We start from the raw sequence: 15,844 nt of genomic DNA, 5'->3' as shown, positions 1-15,844 counted from the left end.
ATTGGCCCAGCGGGCCAAGAAAAGAAACGTGAGCGTTTGAAGAATTTTCGGTGCTCACTCAAAGCTTTAGTTGTTTTGCGCAGCTGTCGCCAGCTTCGCATGGCTGTCATGTGTTTGAAACCGATCAGGCATGAAAAAGGGCCCTGCGAAGGACCCTTTGTATTTTGCGCCTCCTGGTCTTACTGACCCGGAATGTCCTTGCGCAGTTTCACCGGCTCATGCTCTTTGCCTTCCTTGCGGGCCAGGGCGGTGCGCATGCGGATGTTGATGGCTTCCACCGCCAGCGAGAAGGCCATGGCGAAGTAGACGTAGCCCTTCGGCACATGCACCTCGAACGCTTCGGCGATCAGCACGGTACCGACCACGATCAGGAACGACAGCGCGAGCATCTTCAGCGACGGGTGCTTGTCGATGAAATTGCTGATGGCGCCGGCGCACAACATCATCACCAGCACGGCAACGACGATGGCGGCAATCATCACCGGTACGTGGGAAACCATACCCACCGCAGTAATTACCGAGTCCAGTGAGAACACGATGTCGATGATGGCGATCTGGATGATGGTGTAGAAGAACTTGCCGCCAGCACCTTTCGGCTCTTCGGCGTTTTCGTCCTCGCCTTCCAGGCCGTGGTAGATCTCTTGCGAGCTTTTCCACAGCAGGAACAGGCCACCGAAGAACAGGATCAGGTCACGTCCGGAGATGCCTTGGCCAAATACCACGAACAGGTCGGCGGTAAGGCGCATGACCCAGGTAATCGATAGCAGCAGCATGATACGGGTGACCATGGCCAGGGCCAGGCCGAAGATCCGGGTGCGTGGCTGCATGTGCTTGGGCATGCGGCTGACCAGGATCGAGATCATGATGATGTTGTCGATACCGAGGACAATCTCAAGCGCGGTAAGGGTGAAAAAGGCAACCCAGATTTCCGGGCTGGTCAGCCATTCCATGTATTTTCCTTCGAGCGGTAATGGCAACGCGCCTCGGTCGAGGCGCGTCGCGTCAGACTAATACGTGTTTATTAAAGACTACTGAACAGCGGGAAAATGCCCATCAGCAGCGCGGCGAACATTATGCACAGGCATACCAGCACTGCCCACTTGAGCGTGAAGCGCTGATGATCGCCAAACTCGATGCCGGCCAGGGCCACCAGCAGGTAGGTCGACGGCACCAACGGGCTAAGCAGGTGAACCGGTTGCCCGACGATCGATGCACGGGCCATTTCCACCGGGGTGATGCCGTAGTGGCTGGCGGCTTCGGCCAGTACCGGCAGCACGCCGTAGTAGAAGGCATCGTTGGACATGAAGAAGGTGAACGGCATGCTCACGATCGCGGTGATCACCGCCAGGTAAGGGCCCAGTGCTTCGGGGATGACGGCCAGCAGGCTTTTGGACATGGCATCGACCATGCCGGTACCCGACAGGATACCAGTAAAGATACCGGCGGCGAAGATCAGCCCGGTCACGGCCAGCACGCTGCCAGCGTGGGCGGCGATGCGATCCTTTTGCTGCTGCAGGCACGGGTAGTTGACGATCATGGCGATGCTGAAGGCAATCATGAACAGCACGGGCAGCGGCAGCACACCAGCAATCAGCGCGACCATCAGGGCGGCTGTCAGGGCACCGTTGAAGTACAGCAGTTTGGGCCGTCGCGCGTCAGGGTACTGCGAAACGGTGATTTCGCTGTGGTCGATGTCGTCAGTCGGCAGGTGCAGTTCACCCAGGCGGGCACGTTCACGTTTACCGTACATGTAGGCGATGGCCAGAATTGCCAGCACGCCGAACAGCATGGCCGGGATCATCGGTACGAAAATGTCCGACGGGTCTACGTGCAGGGCACTGGCGGCGCGGGCGGTCGGGCCACCCCACGGCGTCATGTTCATCACCCCGCCGGCCAGGATGATCAGGCCGGCCATGATCCGCGGGCTCATGCCCAGGCGGCTGTACATCGGCAGCATGGCGGCGCAGCAGATCATGTAGGTGGTGGCGCCGTCACCGTCGAGCGAGACCACCAGGGCCAGCACGGCGGTACCGACAGAGACTTTAAGCGGGTCGCCCTTGACCAGTTTGAGGATCTTGCGCACGGCCGGATCGAACAGGCCGGAGTCGATCATCAAGGCAAAATAGAGGATGGCGAACATCAGCATCACACCGGTGGGCGCGAGCTTGCTGATGCCTTCGAGCATCATGGGGCCGATCTTGGCGGAGAAACCGCCGAACAGGGCGAACAGGATCGGTACCAGAATCAGCGCGATCAAGGCCGACAGGCGCTTGGTCATGATCAGGTACATGAAGGTGATGACCATGGCAAAGCCGAGGAAGGTCAGCATGGCAATACTCCAGGCGTGGCGCGGCGAAAGGAATGTCGATTCGGGCGGATCAGCGCGTCGGGCGCTGCGCAGGGAGCATGCGGAGGGGGACTACAGAAAGGCGGGCACAGGAATACATCAGAATCACCATTGTTGTTGTTGATTGGGCCGGGCTCGGTAATTACCGGGTGCCCTGGCTGACCGGTCTTGTGCCGGTAGTGGGGGCTATCCTATGAGCGCAAGCTTTCAGCCAGCTTTCGCCGAAGCAAAGGCGACGAGAGGTAGGTGATGCAGGATGTGACCGAAGGGGGCTGCCATTGTGGCGCCTTGCGTTACCGGCTGGTGGGTGACCTGACAGACATCGCCCACTGCCATTGTTCGATTTGCCGGCGGGTAAGCGGTGGGTTGGTGGTGACCTGGCTCACCCTGCCCCGCGCGGGGTTTCAGTGGTTGGCGGGTGAGCCGAACTGCTATGTGGCGCCGGCCAGTTGCAGCCGGTACTTCTGTGGGCAGTGCGGGGCGCATGTGGCGCTGATGACTACCCATAGCCCGGAAACGGTCGATGTGACGGTGGCGACGCTGGATCACCCGGAGCGGGTCAGGGCCAACCGGCATATCTGGGTGGGTAGCCGGTTGCCTTGGTTGCACCTGGATGAGGATTTGCCTTCGCAGGCAGAAGAGAAACTGTAGGCAACATCACAACTGCAGGCCTCCCGCTGCCTTGTGCAGTGCCCGCAAATGTTCGCCAATCTGCTTCACATTGGCCTCGACAGCCGCAATTTCCTTGGCCCGAGACGGCTCCAGCAGCGCCCTCACCTCTTTGTCCAGGCTGGTGCTCAAACGCAACAACTGTGCCTGGCGTTCGCTGCTGACCTGCTCAAGGTGCATGCGCTCCTCGGGCTGCGGCAGCCCGTAGCCCTTGGCATCGAGCAGTTCTGCCGGGCGGCTGAGAAAACCGCTGTTGGCGAGCATCTGCTTGAGGGTCGCATCGGCCTTGCTGACGCTGCCATCTTTCAAGGCAGCGGCATTCAGGTAGCGCTGCTTGACCTCGTCCTGGGCTAGCAGCAGTTGCCGGCGCAAGCTGGCCTGTTCGAGCAGCAGTAACGCGGCGCTGGTGCGCAGGTCGGCCTTGGCAAACCATGGACGGCGTTGCTCGGCATCCAGTGCCAGCCAGTCTTCGACCAGGGCCTGCTTGATCGGCAGCTGTTTGCGTAGCACCTCGAACATGGCCTGGTAGCGGTCGCGATAGGAATCGAACCGGTAGCCCAGGCGCAGCGCCTCACGCGGGTCATCCAGCACGCTGGTGTCTGCCAGCCCCCTGCCCTTGAGTACTGCCAGCAAGCCGTTGGGCATGATGCTGTCGAGGTCGTTGAGGCGTGGGTTGGCGGTACCGCTGCGCAGCAATTTCAACGACTCCACGGCACAGTTGTTGGACAGGAACCAGTAATTGCCGTCGTAGCTCCAGTGCATTTCGGCGGCCTGGCGTACGAGGCGCTCGATTTCGTCGCGGTTTAGCCTCAAGGGCACGGAAGCCAGGCTGCGCAGCTCGGTCTTGGTGTACTCGTCGATTACCTGGCCCAGCGGCAACACGAATAGCCGCGAGGGGTAGTTGCCGACCAGGCCGTCCCAGCTGGACAGCTGCACATCGTTGACGAAAGCGCGATACGACAGCACCAGGCTCTGGTCGAGGTCCAGGCGGCAGTCCGGCCCGCGTGGGCGGCCCGGCTTGCAGATCACCAGACGCAGCATGCTGTGGCCCCAGCGGCTGACCAGATTCTGGTTGGCTTCGGCCAGCAGGTAGTCCACTTCATAGACCCGCTCAGGGTCGATTTCACCCAGCGGCTGGCGGGCAAAGTCGCTGCCGGCATTGATGAACGGCAGGCCCTTGGCGCAGGTGTCCTGTTGCGGTGCCCAGCCGAAGTGCTCGCGCAGGTACTGGTTCAGCGCCGGGCGGCGGCAACCGTAGCTCGGGTCGAGGAGGAAGTACTCCATGTTGACCGCGATGTACTCCTTGGGGCTGCTCAGTTCATAACTGTCGGGGCTGCGCACGAACTGACCATTGTGCTGCTCGCGCTCGCCACGACGGCCTACGTACTGTTGCCAACCCGCCAGGTCGAGCAAACGCGGGTCGTCGCTGAGGGTGAAGCGGCGTTCGGCCTGGCCCCGGCACGCTTCGGGCAGGCCGATTTTGCCCAGCGTGCCTTGCTGGCGCTTGCAGCGGGTAATCAGCGAATGCTCGGCAGCGGGCCACAGCCGGGCACGGTCGTAGATATGGGTAAGCTCGTGCAGCACGGTGGCCAGCAATTCTTCGCGCACCGTGCCATGGGGGCGGTTGGTGCGTTCGGTAGCAGCGCTGCCGTCGGTGAGACCGGGCAGCAGGCGTCGATTGAGCTCAAGGGTGGACACCAGCGATGCCTGGCCGTAGGCATCTGCCGGCATGCTGTCGCTCCAGCTGACCCGCACGCGGCGGTCCAGCTGCTGCTTGAATCGGGGGGGCAGCTTGCCCAAGGCCTCATCGAGCAGGGCCTGGGTGGCCTGGGTTTGCTGCGGGTCCAGGCCGGTTGCCTGCAGCTGAAGCTGCAGGTCGGCCAATACGGGCGTGCCGGGCAGCGTCAGGGCGCAGCCGAGCAGCCAGGCACGCACGCGTTTCACAGTGCGAGAATGGCTTCGGCCAATACCTGATCGCTGGCGCCACGCGCTTCTGGCACGCGCTCGCGCAGGGTGTTGAAGGCCGCCTCAAGCTGGGCGCCGCGAATGTCACCGTTGCTGGCGACGAAGCTGGCAGCGTCGTCATGGGCTTCGCGCACCACTTTGGAGTCGCGAATCGAGGTGGTGGTGTCCGAGGTGAAGTCGATCGAGCGGCCAAAGGCACGCACGATGATATTGCTGGTGGCCACCAGGGTCTGTGCCTGGGCCAGGTCGGCCAGCAGCAGCATGCCGAGGGTAGCGGCAATCAGCGGTTTACGCATGGAGCATCTCCGAAAAATACAGGGAGTCAGATGTAGTTATTGGACGAGAATTGCCTGCGCCAGTTCCAGGTCGCCGACGGCGTGCCGTGCACAATTGTGGCGTAATGATTCCAGCGCAGCTTCCAGCCGCACACCGCGGATCTGGCCGTCGCTGGCCACGAAGGCCGCCGCATCGTCGCGCGCCTGGCGGACCAGTTTGCGATCGAAGGGTGCAGTGGTGACCTGGCTGGTGACATAGCCGGTAATGACCAGGCTTTGCGTGGTGGTATCCATGGCATGGGCGCTGGCCATGCCTGCAACGGAAAACAGCAGCGGCAACAGATAACGCATGGGCTCTACAACAGCTGGAAAGGTGGGGCGCAAAGGTTGGATGGCTGTGCTGGTAGCCACCAGCACAGCTAGAGGGCTCAGCTGGCGTCAGAGTGCCAGGATGGCCTGGGCCAGTTGCGCATCGCTGGCCTGCAACGCGGGTGCTTGCGAGCGGATGTGCAAGAAGGCGCTTTCCAGTTTGGCACCGCGGATGTCGCCCTGGCTGCCAACAAAGGCAGCGGCGTCGTCGCGGGCGGCCTTGACGATCTTGTCGTCTTTGAACGAGGAGGAGATATCGGAAGTGGCATCGGTGGACGCGGCTACCGCGCCAACGACGGCGTCGGTGGTGACAACGAAGCTGGTGGCGTTTGCGGTGCCGGCCAGGCTCAGCATCAGGGCGGCGCCAATCAGGTATTTACGGGACATGATCGTGGACTCCTGGACTAGGGTCGGGTGGTTCTGCTTATCGGACGCTCGCACAGCTCGTCACGGTACTTTTAACAGTGGGTTCTACCAGACTGTGAAGCCAAGCGTATCACGCGCCGGTGTTTCTGGATGTTAATGAAAAGCGCGCCAACAAACTGTATCTATGTTTTTTTGGATTATCAAAACTGTACCTATTTGTTTGCGAGAGGCTCTAGCATGCGGCCTGAATGCAAAAAACCCGTTGCAGTTACCTGCAACGGGTTTCGGGAATTCGCGGTGCCGGCCGAAGCCGGCAAGCCGGTGCTTAGCGCCAGAAAGGCTTGCTCAGCTCTTCGTAACGCTGCGACTCGCTGATACCGGCGTCGGCCAGCAGACGGGCGTCCAGGCGAGCCAGTTGACGGCGGCTAGCCATACGGCGCTGCCACAGCAGCAGGGTGGACAGTGCGCGCAGCGGCAGCGAGGCGTTGGATTGCTGGGCGTTGCTTTCAAAAACCAGACCGGAACTGAGGGTACGTTCCATGATGCTTCATCCTTCCGCTTATGGCGGGATTAGGTAGTGATTTAACTGATGCCAATGATCCTCCTCTGTCGTCCATAACAGTAGATACAGTTCAGTTGAAAGACGATGACTCAGTTAACTGTGTAACCCTACTGTTGCACCCGAAACAAGCGCAACTGTACTGGTCTGCACGCTATTGGTGCGTTTTCGACTGATGGGGGGATTTCAGGAGGAAGGGACTGGCAGAAATACCAGTACAGTAGAACAGTTTTTAATGGAGATTGTAAGGGTGTTGCGGAAGCGGGCTTGCCCGCGGAACAGGCGACACGGAGGATGGCACCGGCTGTGCCGGTATTCCCGGCTAAAGCCGCTCCTGCAGAGCGCGTGACCGGAACAGCACACGCTGTTCCGGATCACGAATTGATCAGCTAGCCAGCATGCGCCCGGTTTCTTCCAGGTTTTCGTGCCAGCTCAGCGCTTCACGCAGAATGTGCGGGGTATGGCCGCCACGCTGGCAGGCACGATCGAAGTAATCGTTCAGCGCAGCGCGGTAGTCTGGGTGCACACAGTTGTCGATAATCGCCCGTGCCCGCTCGCGTGGTGCCAAGCCACGCAGGTCGGCCAGGCCTTGCTCGGTCACCAGGATGTCCACGTCGTGCTCGGTGTGGTCGACATGGCTGACCATCGGCACCACACTGGAAATCGCGCCGCCTTTGGCAATCGACTTGGTGACGAACACAGCCAGGTGGGCGTTACGGGCGAAGTCACCCGAGCCACCAATGCCGTTCATCATTTTGGTGCCGCACACGTGGGTGGAGTTGACGTTGCCGTAGATATCGAACTCCAGTGCGGTGTTGATACCAATGATGCCCAGGCGACGCACCACTTCCGGGTGGTTGGAGATCTCTTGCGGGCGCAGCACCAGCTTGTCCTTGTAGCGCTCAAGGTTGCCGAATACGTCGGCATTACGGCGAGTGGACAAGGTGATCGAGCTGCCCGAAGCGAAGCTCAGCTTGCCGGCATCGATCAGATCGAAGGTGGAGTCCTGCAGTACTTCGGAGTACATGGTCAGGTCTTCGAACGGCGATTCGATCAGGCCGCACATCACGGCGTTGGCAATGCTGCCGATACCGGCCTGCAGCGGGCCGAGCTTGTTGGTCATGCGACCAGCTTCAACTTCTTTCTTGAGGAAGTTGATCAGGTGGTCGGCAATGCCTTGGGTTTCGTCATCCGGCGGCAGCACGGTGGATGGGGAGTCCGGCTGGTCGCTGATGACGATGCCGACGATCTTGGCCGGGTCGATCGGGATGGCGGTGCTGCCGATACGGTCATCGACCTTGACCAGCGGGATTGGCGTGCGGGTCGGGCGGTAGGTCGGGATATAGATGTCGTGCAGGCCTTCCAGGTTGGGGTTGTGCGAGAGGTTGATCTCGACAATCACCTGCTTGGCGAAGATCGCGAAGCTGGCCGAGTTGCCTACCGACGTGGTTGGCACGATGTGGCCTTGCTCGGTAATGGCCACGGCTTCGATGACGGCGATGTCCGGCAGTTTCAGCTGCTGGTTGCGCAGTTGCTCGACGGTTTCCGACAGGTGCTGGTCGATGAACATCACCTGGCCGTCGTTGATGGCCTTGCGCAGAGTGCTGTCGACCTGGAATGGCATGCGGCGAGCCAGCACGCCGGCCTCGGTCAGTTGCTTGTCCAGGTCGTTGCCCAGGCTGGCGCCGGTCATCAGGCTGATTTTCAGTGGCGACTGCTTGGCACGTTCGGCCAGTGCATGCGGTACAGCTTTGGCTTCACCGGCGCGGGTGAAACCGCTCATGCCGACGGTCATGCCGTCCTCGATCAGACCAGCGGCATCAGCCGCACTCATTACCTTGCTGTGCAGGGAGGACAAGCGGATACGATCACGGTACATGGATTGTTATCTCGGGCTACTGAAACTACTGCAGCGCAGTCTAGAGATTTCGCCCATTGCCGTCCCACGACCATGGTCGTATGAGAAGCCCTGAAGTAGAGCCGTTGATCCGGATCAATAAAAGAAAAGCCCCGGCAGATTCTGACCGGGGCTTCCTTTATATCCGCTGGTTTTCAGCCGTGGGTATCAGTCCACAGCCTTGACCATGTCTTCGATCACTTTCTTGGCGTCACCGAACACCATCATGGTCTTGTCCAGGTAGAACAGTTCGTTGTCCAGGCCGGCATAGCCGCTGGCCATGGAGCGTTTGTTGACGATGATGGTCTTGGCCTTGAAGGCTTCGAGGATCGGCATGCCGGCAATGGGCGATTTCGGATCGTTCTTCGCCGCCGGGTTGACCACATCGTTGGCACCCAGCACCAACACCACGTCGGCCTGACCGAATTCGGCGTTGATGTCTTCCATTTCGAACACCTGGTCGTAAGGTACTTCGGCCTCGGCCAGCAATACGTTCATGTGCCCGGGCATGCGGCCTGCCACTGGGTGGATCGCGTACTTCACGGTTACGCCGTTGTGGGTCAGCTTTTCGGTCAGCTCCTTCAGCGCGTGCTGGGCACGGGCCACCGCCAGGCCATATCCCGGCACGATGATTACGCTGTCGGCGTTGCTGAGCAGGAAAGTGGCATCGTCGGCCGAGCCGGACTTCACCGGGCGCTGCTCTTTGGAGCCTTGCGCCGCACCCGTATCGGTGTCAGCGCCGAAGCCGCCAAGGATGACGTTGAAGAACGAACGGTTCATCGCCTTGCACATGATGTACGAGAGGATGGCACCGGACGAACCCACCAGCGAACCTGCAATGATCAGCATCGAGTTGTTCAGCGAGAAACCGATGCCGGCCGCAGCCCAGCCCGAGTAGCTGTTGAGCATCGACACCACCACCGGCATGTCGGCGCCACCGATCGGAATAATGATCAGCACACCCATGATGAAGGCCAAAACCAGCATCAAGGTGAAGGCACTGTAGTGGCCGGTGAAGGTGAACAGCAGGCCTAGGGCAATGGTGGTCAGGCCGAGGATCAGGTTCAGCTTATGCTGGCCGGCGAACTGTACTGGTGCGCCCTGGAACAGGCGGAACTTGTACTTGCCCGACAGCTTGCCGAAGGCGATTACCGAGCCGGAGAAGGTAATGGCACCGATTGCAGCACCCAGGAACAGCTCCAGGCGGTTGCCGGTAGGGATCGGGTCGCTGATGGCGGCAACGATGCCCATCGACTGCGGCTCCAACACGGCGGCGATGGCAATGAACACCGCAGCAAGGCCGATCATGCTGTGCATGAAGGCGACCAGCTCCGGCATCTTGGTCATTTCGACGCGCTTGGCCATGATCGAGCCGGCGGTACCACCAACCAGCAGGCCGACGATCACGTAGCCGATGCCGGCAGTAGCGAGCTCTGCCCCAAGCTTATAGATAAGGCCGACGGTCGTGAGGATGGCGATCCCCATGCCGATCATGCCGAACAGGTTGCCGCGCCGCGAAGTGGTCGGGTGCGACAGGCCCTTGAGCGCCTGGATGAAGCAGATCGACGCAACCAGGTACAGAAGTGTTACCAGATTCATGCTCATGCTTACTTCTGCCCCTCGTTCTTGGCTTTCTTTTTGAACATCTCAAGCATGCGGCGGGTGACCAGGAAGCCACCGAACACGTTGACTGCGGCCAGGGCCACGGCCAGGGTGCCCATCAGCTTGCCTGCCGGGGTAACGGTTAGGGCCGCGGCCAGCATGGCGCCGACGATAACGATTGCCGAGATGGCATTGGTGACCGCCATCAATGGGGTGTGCAATGCCGGGGTGACGTTCCAGACCACGTGGTAGCCCACATAGATGGCCAGCACGAAGATGATCAGGTTGTAGATGCCGTGGGAAATCAGCATATCTTCCATTGTCGTGCTCCTTAGCCGTTCTTGCGGACGACCTGGCCATCGCGGCACATGAGGCAGGCCGCGACGATGTCGTCTTCGAGGTTAATGACCAGTGCGCCGTCCTTGTCGAACAGCAGCTTCATGAAGTCCAGCAGGTTGCGTGCATACAGCGCCGAGGCATCGGCACCCACTTGGGCAGGCAGGTTGGTCGGGCCGACAATGGTCACGCCGTTTTCCTGCACGACCTGGTCAGCAACCGTCAGCGGACAGTTGCCACCCTGGGCTGCAGCGAGGTCGATGACCACCGAGCCAGGCTTCATTTGCGCGACGGTTTCGGCGCTGAGCAAGGTCGGAGCCTTGCGGCCGGGGATCAGTGCGGTGGTGATGACGATATCCGCCTGCTTGGCGCGCTCATGCACGGCCTGGGCCTGGCGTTGCATCCAGCTGGCAGGCATCGGGCGGGCGTAACCCCCCACCCCTTCGGCGCATTCGCGCTCCTCATCGGTCTCGTAGGGCACGTCGATGAACTTGGCGCCCAGCGACTCGATCTGCTCTTTCACGGCCGGGCGTACGTCGGACGCTTCGATCACTGCGCCCAGGCGCTTGGCCGTGGCGATGGCCTGCAGGCCGGCAACGCCCGCACCCAGAATCAACACGCGCGCGGCCTTAACGGTACCGGCAGCGGTCATCAGCATGGGCATGAAGCGCGGGTAGTGATGGGCCGCCAGCAACACAGCCTTGTAACCGGCGATGTTGGCTTGCGACGACAGCACGTCCAGGCTTTGCGCCCGCGATGTACGCGGTGCGGCTTCCAGGGCGAAGGCGGTAATACCGCGTTCGGCCATTTTGCCGATCAGTTCGCTGTTGAAGGGGTTGACCATGCCCACCAGAAGGCTGCCACTGTTGATCAGGGCCAGTTCCTGGTCGTTGGGGGCGACCACTTTGAGTACCAATTGGGCGCCGTAGGCGTCGGCGGCATTCCCCATGGAAGCACCCACGGCCTCATAGGCACTGTCCGGAATGGCGGCGTTTAGCCCTGCCCCCCGTTGGACGGTGACCTGATGGCCCTGGCCAATCAGTTTCTTGATGGTTTCCGGGGTCGCAGCGACCCTTGTCTCACCGGTCTGCGTCTCGAGAGGAACACCAATGTGCACGACTTTTCTCCTGCGGTGACCTTTTGTCTTTGTAAAAGCCAGCACACTTCGGATGGTGCACTGGGGCGGCTGTGGAGCGCCGACCCGCCAGTTCCCGGGCGGGCGAAGCATTTTGCAGACGAACCAAGGGGCCTTCAACCGGTTCTGGAGCGAAACGAAGTTAAAACTACAAGTCACCCTGTGACCGCTTGTCGCAGTAGTAAGGCTGTAGCCCGTCAAGCATGGGCTATTGGCAGATTAGGAGAAAAAAACAAAAATTTTTCGGTCATTTCGCTTACGGCACGCTGAGTGTCGCAAAATAACCCGCAAGGCCGCGTGCTTAGCAGGGTTAAAGGGTATTTTCTGGCTTGCATAACAGTTTACGGATATGCGACAAATCCATATATCTGTAGGTGTTTAAAATAATTGACTACAGGGTCAATTTGTCGCACTACTCATTTTCTTGCAATGTAGGCGTGGGCCTGGCTTACCAGCCAGTCCCGGAAGGCGCGTAGTGATGCCGATTCCACCTTGCGCTCCGGAATCATCAGATAGTAGGCCTTGTCGCTGTCGAGGGCATGCCTGTTAGCGACCACCAGCCTACCCTCCTCCAGTTCGCGCTGGATCAGGAACGGCGGAATCAGCGCGATCCCCATTTCATGTATGGCCGCCTGGGAGAGCATCGAGAATAGTTCATAACGCGGGCCTGTCATGTCGCGCTCCACATTCATCCCCAAGCTGCCGAACCATTGCCGCCAGGCATAGGGGCGCGTGCTTTGCTGCAGCAGGGGTAGTTGGGCGATGCACTGTGCTTCAAGCGTGCCCTGCCCGGCCAGCAATGCCGGGCTGCAGACGGGGACAGGGTTTTCCCCCATCAGCCGGTGAGACTGGGTGCCGGACCAGTCGGCATCACCGAAATAGATCGCGGCATCGAACGAAGTGTCGGCGAACAGGAATGGCCGAGTTCGGTTGGTGAGGTTGACCGTGACCTCTGGGTGGCGTTGCTGGAAGTCCTTGAGGCGCGGAAGCAGCCATTGAGTGCCGAAGGTAGGCACCACTGCCAGTTCGATCACGCTGGCCCCCTGCTGGCCCATCACCGACAAGGTATCGCGCTCCACGGCGTCCAGTTGGGCGGCCACCTGACGGCTATAGGAAAGGCCGGCTTCGGTCAGCTTCACGCCGCGGCGCGAGCGGCGAAACAGTTCCACATTGAGAAAGGCCTCCAGGCCGCCAATTTGGCGACAAACGGCGCCCTGGGTCAGGGCCAGTTCCTGGGCGGCCTTGGTAAAGCTCTCGTTGCGTGCTGCCGCCTCGAAGCAAACCAGGGCAGCGGTACTGGGGATCTTGCGGCGCATGTACGTCAACCTCACTTGTAAGGCTTTCAATAAGGCGTTTTGCCGATTTACGGAGTGACAAATTATCACTAATTGGTGCGCAATCCTCGTTTGTCCCGGGCGCCGATCAGGCCTAGGCTCAAAGGCACAAGAAACTGCCCCCTATTTCGAGGATTTCGCTCATGGCCGGTAAAGCAAGCTTCAACTGGATCGACCCGCTGCTGCTGGATCAGCAGCTCACTGAAGAAGAGCGCATGGTGCGTGACAGCGCTTATCAGTTCGCCCAGGACAAGCTGGCCCCTCGTGTACTTGAAGCGTTCCGCCACGAGCAGACTGACCCGGCGATCTTCCGCGAGATGGGTGAAGTCGGCCTGCTGGGGGCCACCATCCCTGAGCAGTACGGTGGCAGCGGCCTGAACTACGTGTGCTATGGCCTGATTGCGCGTGAAGTGGAGCGTATCGACTCGGGCTACCGCTCGATGATGAGTGTGCAGTCGTCGCTGGTCATGGTCCCGATCAATGAGTTTGGTACCGAAGCACAAAAGCAGAAATACCTGCCCAAGCTGGCCAGTGGTGAGTGGATCGGTTGTTTCGGCCTGACTGAGCCTAACCACGGTTCTGATCCAGGTTCGATGATTACCCGCGCCAGGAAGGTAGATGGCGGCTACCGGCTGACCGGCAGCAAGATGTGGATTACCAACAGCCCAATCGCTGATGTATTCGTGGTCTGGGCTAAGGACGATGCCGGTGATATCCGCGGCTTTGTGCTGGAAAAGGGCTGGGAAGGCCTGAGTGCGCCGGCTATCCATGGCAAGGTTGGCCTGCGCGCCTCCATCACCGGTGAAATCGTCATGGACAATGTGTTCGTGCCAGAAGAGAACATCTTCCCGGATGTGCGTGGCCTCAAAGGCCCGTTCACTTGCCTTAACTCAGCCCGTTATGGCATCTCCTGGGGGGCGCTGGGTGCTGCGGAAGCCTGCTGGCACACTGCGCGTCAGTACACGCTGGATCGCCAGCAATTCGGTCGCCCGCTGGCTGCCAATCAGCTGATCCAGAAGAAGCTGGCTGACATGCAGACCGAAATCACCCTGGCACTGCAAGGTTGCCTGCGCTTGGGGCGCATGAAGGACGAAGGGACGGCTGCGGTGGAGATCACTTCGATCATGAAGCGCAACTCCTGCGGCAAGGCGCTGGATATTGCCCGCATGGCGCGTGACATGCTGGGTGGTAATGGCATCTCCGACGAGTTCGGCGTGGCCCGTCACCTGGTCAACCTGGAGGTCGTCAACACCTACGAAGGCACGCACGACGTGCATGCATTGATCCTGGGGCGTGCGCAAACCGGTATCCAGGCCTTCTATTAATAAGGAGCCAGCCCATGGGCGCGCTATCACATCTGCGGGTGCTGGACCTTTCGCGCGTGTTGGCTGGCCCATGGTCTGGCCAGATTCTCGCTGACCTGGGCGCTGACGTGATCAAGGTCGAGCGCCCGGGCAGTGGTGACGATACGCGCGCGTGGGGCCCGCCCTTCCTGAAGGATGCTGCGGGTGACAATACCAGCGAGGCGGCTTATTACCTGTCAGCCAACCGTAACAAGCGCTCGGTGACCATCGACTTCACCCAGCCTGAGGGGCAGCGCCTGGTGCGTGAGCTGGCAGCCAAGTCCGATATCGTCATCGAGAACTTCAAGGTGGGCGGTCTGGCTGCTTATGGGTTGGACTACAAGAGCCTGAAGGCGGTCAATCCACGGCTTATCTATTGCTCCATTACGGGGTTTGGCCAGACTGGACCCTATGCCAAGCGTGCGGGTTACGATTTCATGATCCAGGGGCTGGGCGGGCTGATGAGCCTGACTGGCCGCCCGGAGGGCGAGGAAGGCGCAGGGCCGGTCAAGGTGGGTGTGGCGCTTACCGACATTCTTACCGGGCTGTATTCCACGGTGGCGATGCTCGCTGCCCTCGCCCACCGGGATCAGACCGGGGTGGGGCAACATGTCGATATGGCATTGCTCGATGTGCAGGTGGCTTGCCTGGCGAACCAGGCAATGAACTACCTGACTACGGGAACCCCGCCTCGCCGGCTAGGTAATGCGCATCCTAATATAGTGCCCTACCAGGATTTCCCGACGGCGGATGGTGACTTCATTCTTACCGTGGGCAACGACAGTCAGTTCCGCAAGTTCGCCGAAGTGGCCGGGCAGTCACAATGGGCGGATGATCCGCGTTTCGCCACTAATAAGCTGCGGGTGGCCAACCGGGCGGAGCTGATTCCTTTGATCCGCCAGGCAACGGTGTTCAAGACCACGGCCGAGTGGGTAAGCCAGTTGGAAGCTGCGGGCGTGCCATGTGGGCCGATCAATGACCTGGCGCAGGTGTTTCAGGACCCTCAGGTGCTGGCTCGGGGGTTGGCGGTGAGCATTCCCCATTCTTTGGCGGGTAGCGTTCCGCAGGTGGCAAGCCCGATACGGTTGTCGGAGACGCCAGTGGAGTATCGCCTGGCGCCGCCACTGTTGGGTGAGCACACTGAGTTGGTGCTGGGGGAGGTGTTGGGGCTGCAAGCGGGAGAGGTGCGGCGCTTGCGTGATGCGGGCGTGCTGTAGAGCTGTCCGGTGTTGCTGAAAAGCGGGGAGGCCGTCAGGCCTCCCCGCTTTGCTTTTCAGCGATGTTAAGGTTTCTTGAAATTAACGGTTGACGCGGTTTCGAATCCCCTTATAATGCGCCCCACTTCCAGCGACATCGGAACGAAAAACTCCTTGAGAATCAATGAGTTAAATAGTTAAGGTGGAGTTGAAAGGGCTACGATCGAATGATCGCAAGCGGTTGAAATGGTGGTTGACAGCGGTTTTAAACGCTGTATGATTCGCCTCCCGCTACGAGAGATCGCAGCGAGCCAAGTGTTTGAAGCTAAACGAGTTTCTCGCAAAAAACTTCAAAATAAACGCTTGACAGGCTCTGAGGAAAGCGTAGAATGCGCGCCTCGGTTGAGACGAAAAGCTCTTAACCAAACGCTCTTTAACAAATCGAATCAAG

15 protein-coding genes are annotated in these 15,844 nt (G+C 60.2%); 3 read left to right on the top strand and 12 right to left on the bottom strand.

The annotated features are described in order from the left end of the window. Positions 1 to 179: 179 nt before the first annotated feature. Together D8767_RS00075 and D8767_RS00070 are read right to left on the bottom strand one after the other, a co-directional pair. A complete protein-coding gene (locus tag D8767_RS00075; RefSeq protein ID WP_016712866.1) occupies positions 180 to 950 on the bottom strand; it encodes a TerC family protein in 771 nt (256 codons plus the stop codon). A gap of 71 nt (positions 951 to 1,021) precedes the next feature. Then, positions 1,022 to 2,329: a CitMHS family transporter gene (locus D8767_RS00070; RefSeq protein ID WP_016712867.1), complete on the bottom strand. Its 1,308-nt coding sequence runs from the start codon at positions 2,327 to 2,329 to the stop codon at positions 1,022 to 1,024. Positions 2,330 to 2,596: 267 nt separating this feature from the next. On the opposite strand from D8767_RS00070, the gene D8767_RS00065 reads away from it, so the two are divergent. Next, complete coding sequence (locus D8767_RS00065; protein ID WP_016712868.1) at positions 2,597 to 2,998, top strand: GFA family protein; 402 nt, start codon at positions 2,597 to 2,599, stop codon at positions 2,996 to 2,998. A 6-nt stretch (positions 2,999 to 3,004) separates the two neighbouring features. Here the strand turns inward: D8767_RS00065 and D8767_RS00060 are convergent, their stop codons facing one another. From D8767_RS00060 to D8767_RS00015, 10 genes are all read right to left on the bottom strand, one after another. After that, positions 3,005 to 4,960: a DUF4105 domain-containing protein gene (locus tag D8767_RS00060; protein WP_016712869.1), complete on the bottom strand. Its 1,956-nt coding sequence runs from the start codon at positions 4,958 to 4,960 to the stop codon at positions 3,005 to 3,007. After that, entirely contained in the window at positions 4,957 to 5,277 is a 321-nt protein-coding gene (locus D8767_RS00055) for a DUF2388 domain-containing protein (RefSeq protein ID WP_012316830.1), read from the bottom strand. Before D8767_RS00055 ends, D8767_RS00060 begins: the two co-directional genes overlap by 4 nt. A gap of 36 nt (positions 5,278 to 5,313) precedes the next feature. Further along, the gene (locus D8767_RS00050) at positions 5,314 to 5,607 is read right to left on the bottom strand and encodes a DUF2388 domain-containing protein (protein WP_016712870.1); all 294 of its coding nucleotides are present in this window, start codon (positions 5,605 to 5,607) and stop codon (positions 5,314 to 5,316) included. A gap of 87 nt (positions 5,608 to 5,694) precedes the next feature. Beyond that, the gene (locus D8767_RS00045) at positions 5,695 to 6,012 is read right to left on the bottom strand and encodes a DUF2388 domain-containing protein (RefSeq protein WP_016712871.1); all 318 of its coding nucleotides are present in this window, start codon (positions 6,010 to 6,012) and stop codon (positions 5,695 to 5,697) included. A gap of 304 nt (positions 6,013 to 6,316) precedes the next feature. After that, the gene (locus D8767_RS00040) at positions 6,317 to 6,532 is read right to left on the bottom strand and encodes a DUF1127 domain-containing protein (protein ID WP_003256968.1); all 216 of its coding nucleotides are present in this window, start codon (positions 6,530 to 6,532) and stop codon (positions 6,317 to 6,319) included. Positions 6,533 to 6,935: 403 nt separating this feature from the next. After that, positions 6,936 to 8,429 (bottom strand): acetyl-CoA hydrolase/transferase family protein, encoded by a 1,494-nt coding sequence (locus D8767_RS00035; RefSeq protein ID WP_016712872.1) that lies wholly within the window; start codon positions 8,427 to 8,429, stop codon positions 6,936 to 6,938. A gap of 186 nt (positions 8,430 to 8,615) precedes the next feature. Continuing rightward, positions 8,616 to 10,052 (bottom strand): NAD(P)(+) transhydrogenase (Re/Si-specific) subunit beta, encoded by a 1,437-nt coding sequence (locus tag D8767_RS00030; protein ID WP_016712873.1) that lies wholly within the window; start codon positions 10,050 to 10,052, stop codon positions 8,616 to 8,618. A 2-nt stretch (positions 10,053 to 10,054) separates the two neighbouring features. Beyond that, positions 10,055 to 10,369, bottom strand: a complete 315-nt coding sequence (locus D8767_RS00025) for an NAD(P) transhydrogenase subunit alpha (protein ID WP_016484308.1) — start codon at positions 10,367 to 10,369, stop codon at positions 10,055 to 10,057. Positions 10,370 to 10,380: 11 nt separating this feature from the next. Continuing rightward, positions 10,381 to 11,502, bottom strand: a complete 1,122-nt coding sequence (locus D8767_RS00020) for a Re/Si-specific NAD(P)(+) transhydrogenase subunit alpha (RefSeq protein WP_016712874.1) — start codon at positions 11,500 to 11,502, stop codon at positions 10,381 to 10,383. Between the two features lie 434 nt (positions 11,503 to 11,936). Next, positions 11,937 to 12,836 carry a LysR family transcriptional regulator gene (locus D8767_RS00015; protein ID WP_028699519.1) on the bottom strand — a complete coding sequence of 300 codons (900 nt, stop codon included), beginning with the start codon at positions 12,834 to 12,836 and terminating at the stop codon, positions 11,937 to 11,939. Positions 12,837 to 12,997: 161 nt separating this feature from the next. On the opposite strand from D8767_RS00015, the gene D8767_RS00010 reads away from it, so the two are divergent. Both D8767_RS00010 and D8767_RS00005 read left to right on the top strand, forming a co-directional pair. Beyond that, the gene (locus D8767_RS00010) at positions 12,998 to 14,179 is read left to right on the top strand and encodes an acyl-CoA dehydrogenase (protein ID WP_016712875.1); all 1,182 of its coding nucleotides are present in this window, start codon (positions 12,998 to 13,000) and stop codon (positions 14,177 to 14,179) included. A 14-nt stretch (positions 14,180 to 14,193) separates the two neighbouring features. Next, positions 14,194 to 15,414 carry a CaiB/BaiF CoA-transferase family protein gene (locus tag D8767_RS00005; protein WP_016712876.1) on the top strand — a complete coding sequence of 407 codons (1,221 nt, stop codon included), beginning with the start codon at positions 14,194 to 14,196 and terminating at the stop codon, positions 15,412 to 15,414. Positions 15,415 to 15,844: the final 430 nt, after the last annotated feature.

The organism is Pseudomonas sp. LTGT-11-2Z, from assembly GCF_003691445.1.
GTDB lineage: Bacteria > Pseudomonadota > Gammaproteobacteria > Pseudomonadales > Pseudomonadaceae > Aquipseudomonas > Aquipseudomonas monteilii.
Note: the sequence above shows the minus strand (reverse complement) of the source record. Positions and strands in the feature narration are given on the sequence as shown.

Excerpts from the sequence above, each read along its gene's own strand:
- D8767_RS00075 (WP_016712866.1), bottom strand. The coding sequence starts at position 950 with ATGGAATGGCTGACCAGCCCGGAAATCTGGGTTGCCTTTTTCACCCTT.
- D8767_RS00070 (WP_016712867.1), bottom strand. The coding sequence starts at position 2,329 with ATGCTGACCTTCCTCGGCTTTGCCATGGTCATCACCTTCATGTACCTG.
- D8767_RS00065 (WP_016712868.1), top strand. The coding sequence starts at position 2,597 with ATGCAGGATGTGACCGAAGGGGGCTGCCATTGTGGCGCCTTGCGTTAC.
- D8767_RS00055 (WP_012316830.1), bottom strand. The coding sequence starts at position 5,277 with ATGCGTAAACCGCTGATTGCCGCTACCCTCGGCATGCTGCTGCTGGCC.
- D8767_RS00050 (WP_016712870.1), bottom strand. The coding sequence starts at position 5,607 with ATGCGTTATCTGTTGCCGCTGCTGTTTTCCGTTGCAGGCATGGCCAGC.
- D8767_RS00045 (WP_016712871.1), bottom strand. The coding sequence starts at position 6,012 with ATGTCCCGTAAATACCTGATTGGCGCCGCCCTGATGCTGAGCCTGGCC.
- D8767_RS00040 (WP_003256968.1), bottom strand. The coding sequence starts at position 6,532 with ATGGAACGTACCCTCAGTTCCGGTCTGGTTTTTGAAAGCAACGCCCAG.
- D8767_RS00035 (WP_016712872.1), bottom strand. The coding sequence starts at position 8,429 with ATGTACCGTGATCGTATCCGCTTGTCCTCCCTGCACAGCAAGGTAATG.
- D8767_RS00030 (WP_016712873.1), bottom strand. The coding sequence starts at position 10,052 with ATGAGCATGAATCTGGTAACACTTCTGTACCTGGTTGCGTCGATCTGC.
- D8767_RS00025 (WP_016484308.1), bottom strand. The coding sequence starts at position 10,369 with ATGGAAGATATGCTGATTTCCCACGGCATCTACAACCTGATCATCTTC.
- D8767_RS00015 (WP_028699519.1), bottom strand. The coding sequence starts at position 12,836 with ATGCGCCGCAAGATCCCCAGTACCGCTGCCCTGGTTTGCTTCGAGGCG.
- D8767_RS00010 (WP_016712875.1), top strand. The coding sequence starts at position 12,998 with ATGGCCGGTAAAGCAAGCTTCAACTGGATCGACCCGCTGCTGCTGGAT.
- D8767_RS00005 (WP_016712876.1), top strand. The coding sequence starts at position 14,194 with ATGGGCGCGCTATCACATCTGCGGGTGCTGGACCTTTCGCGCGTGTTG.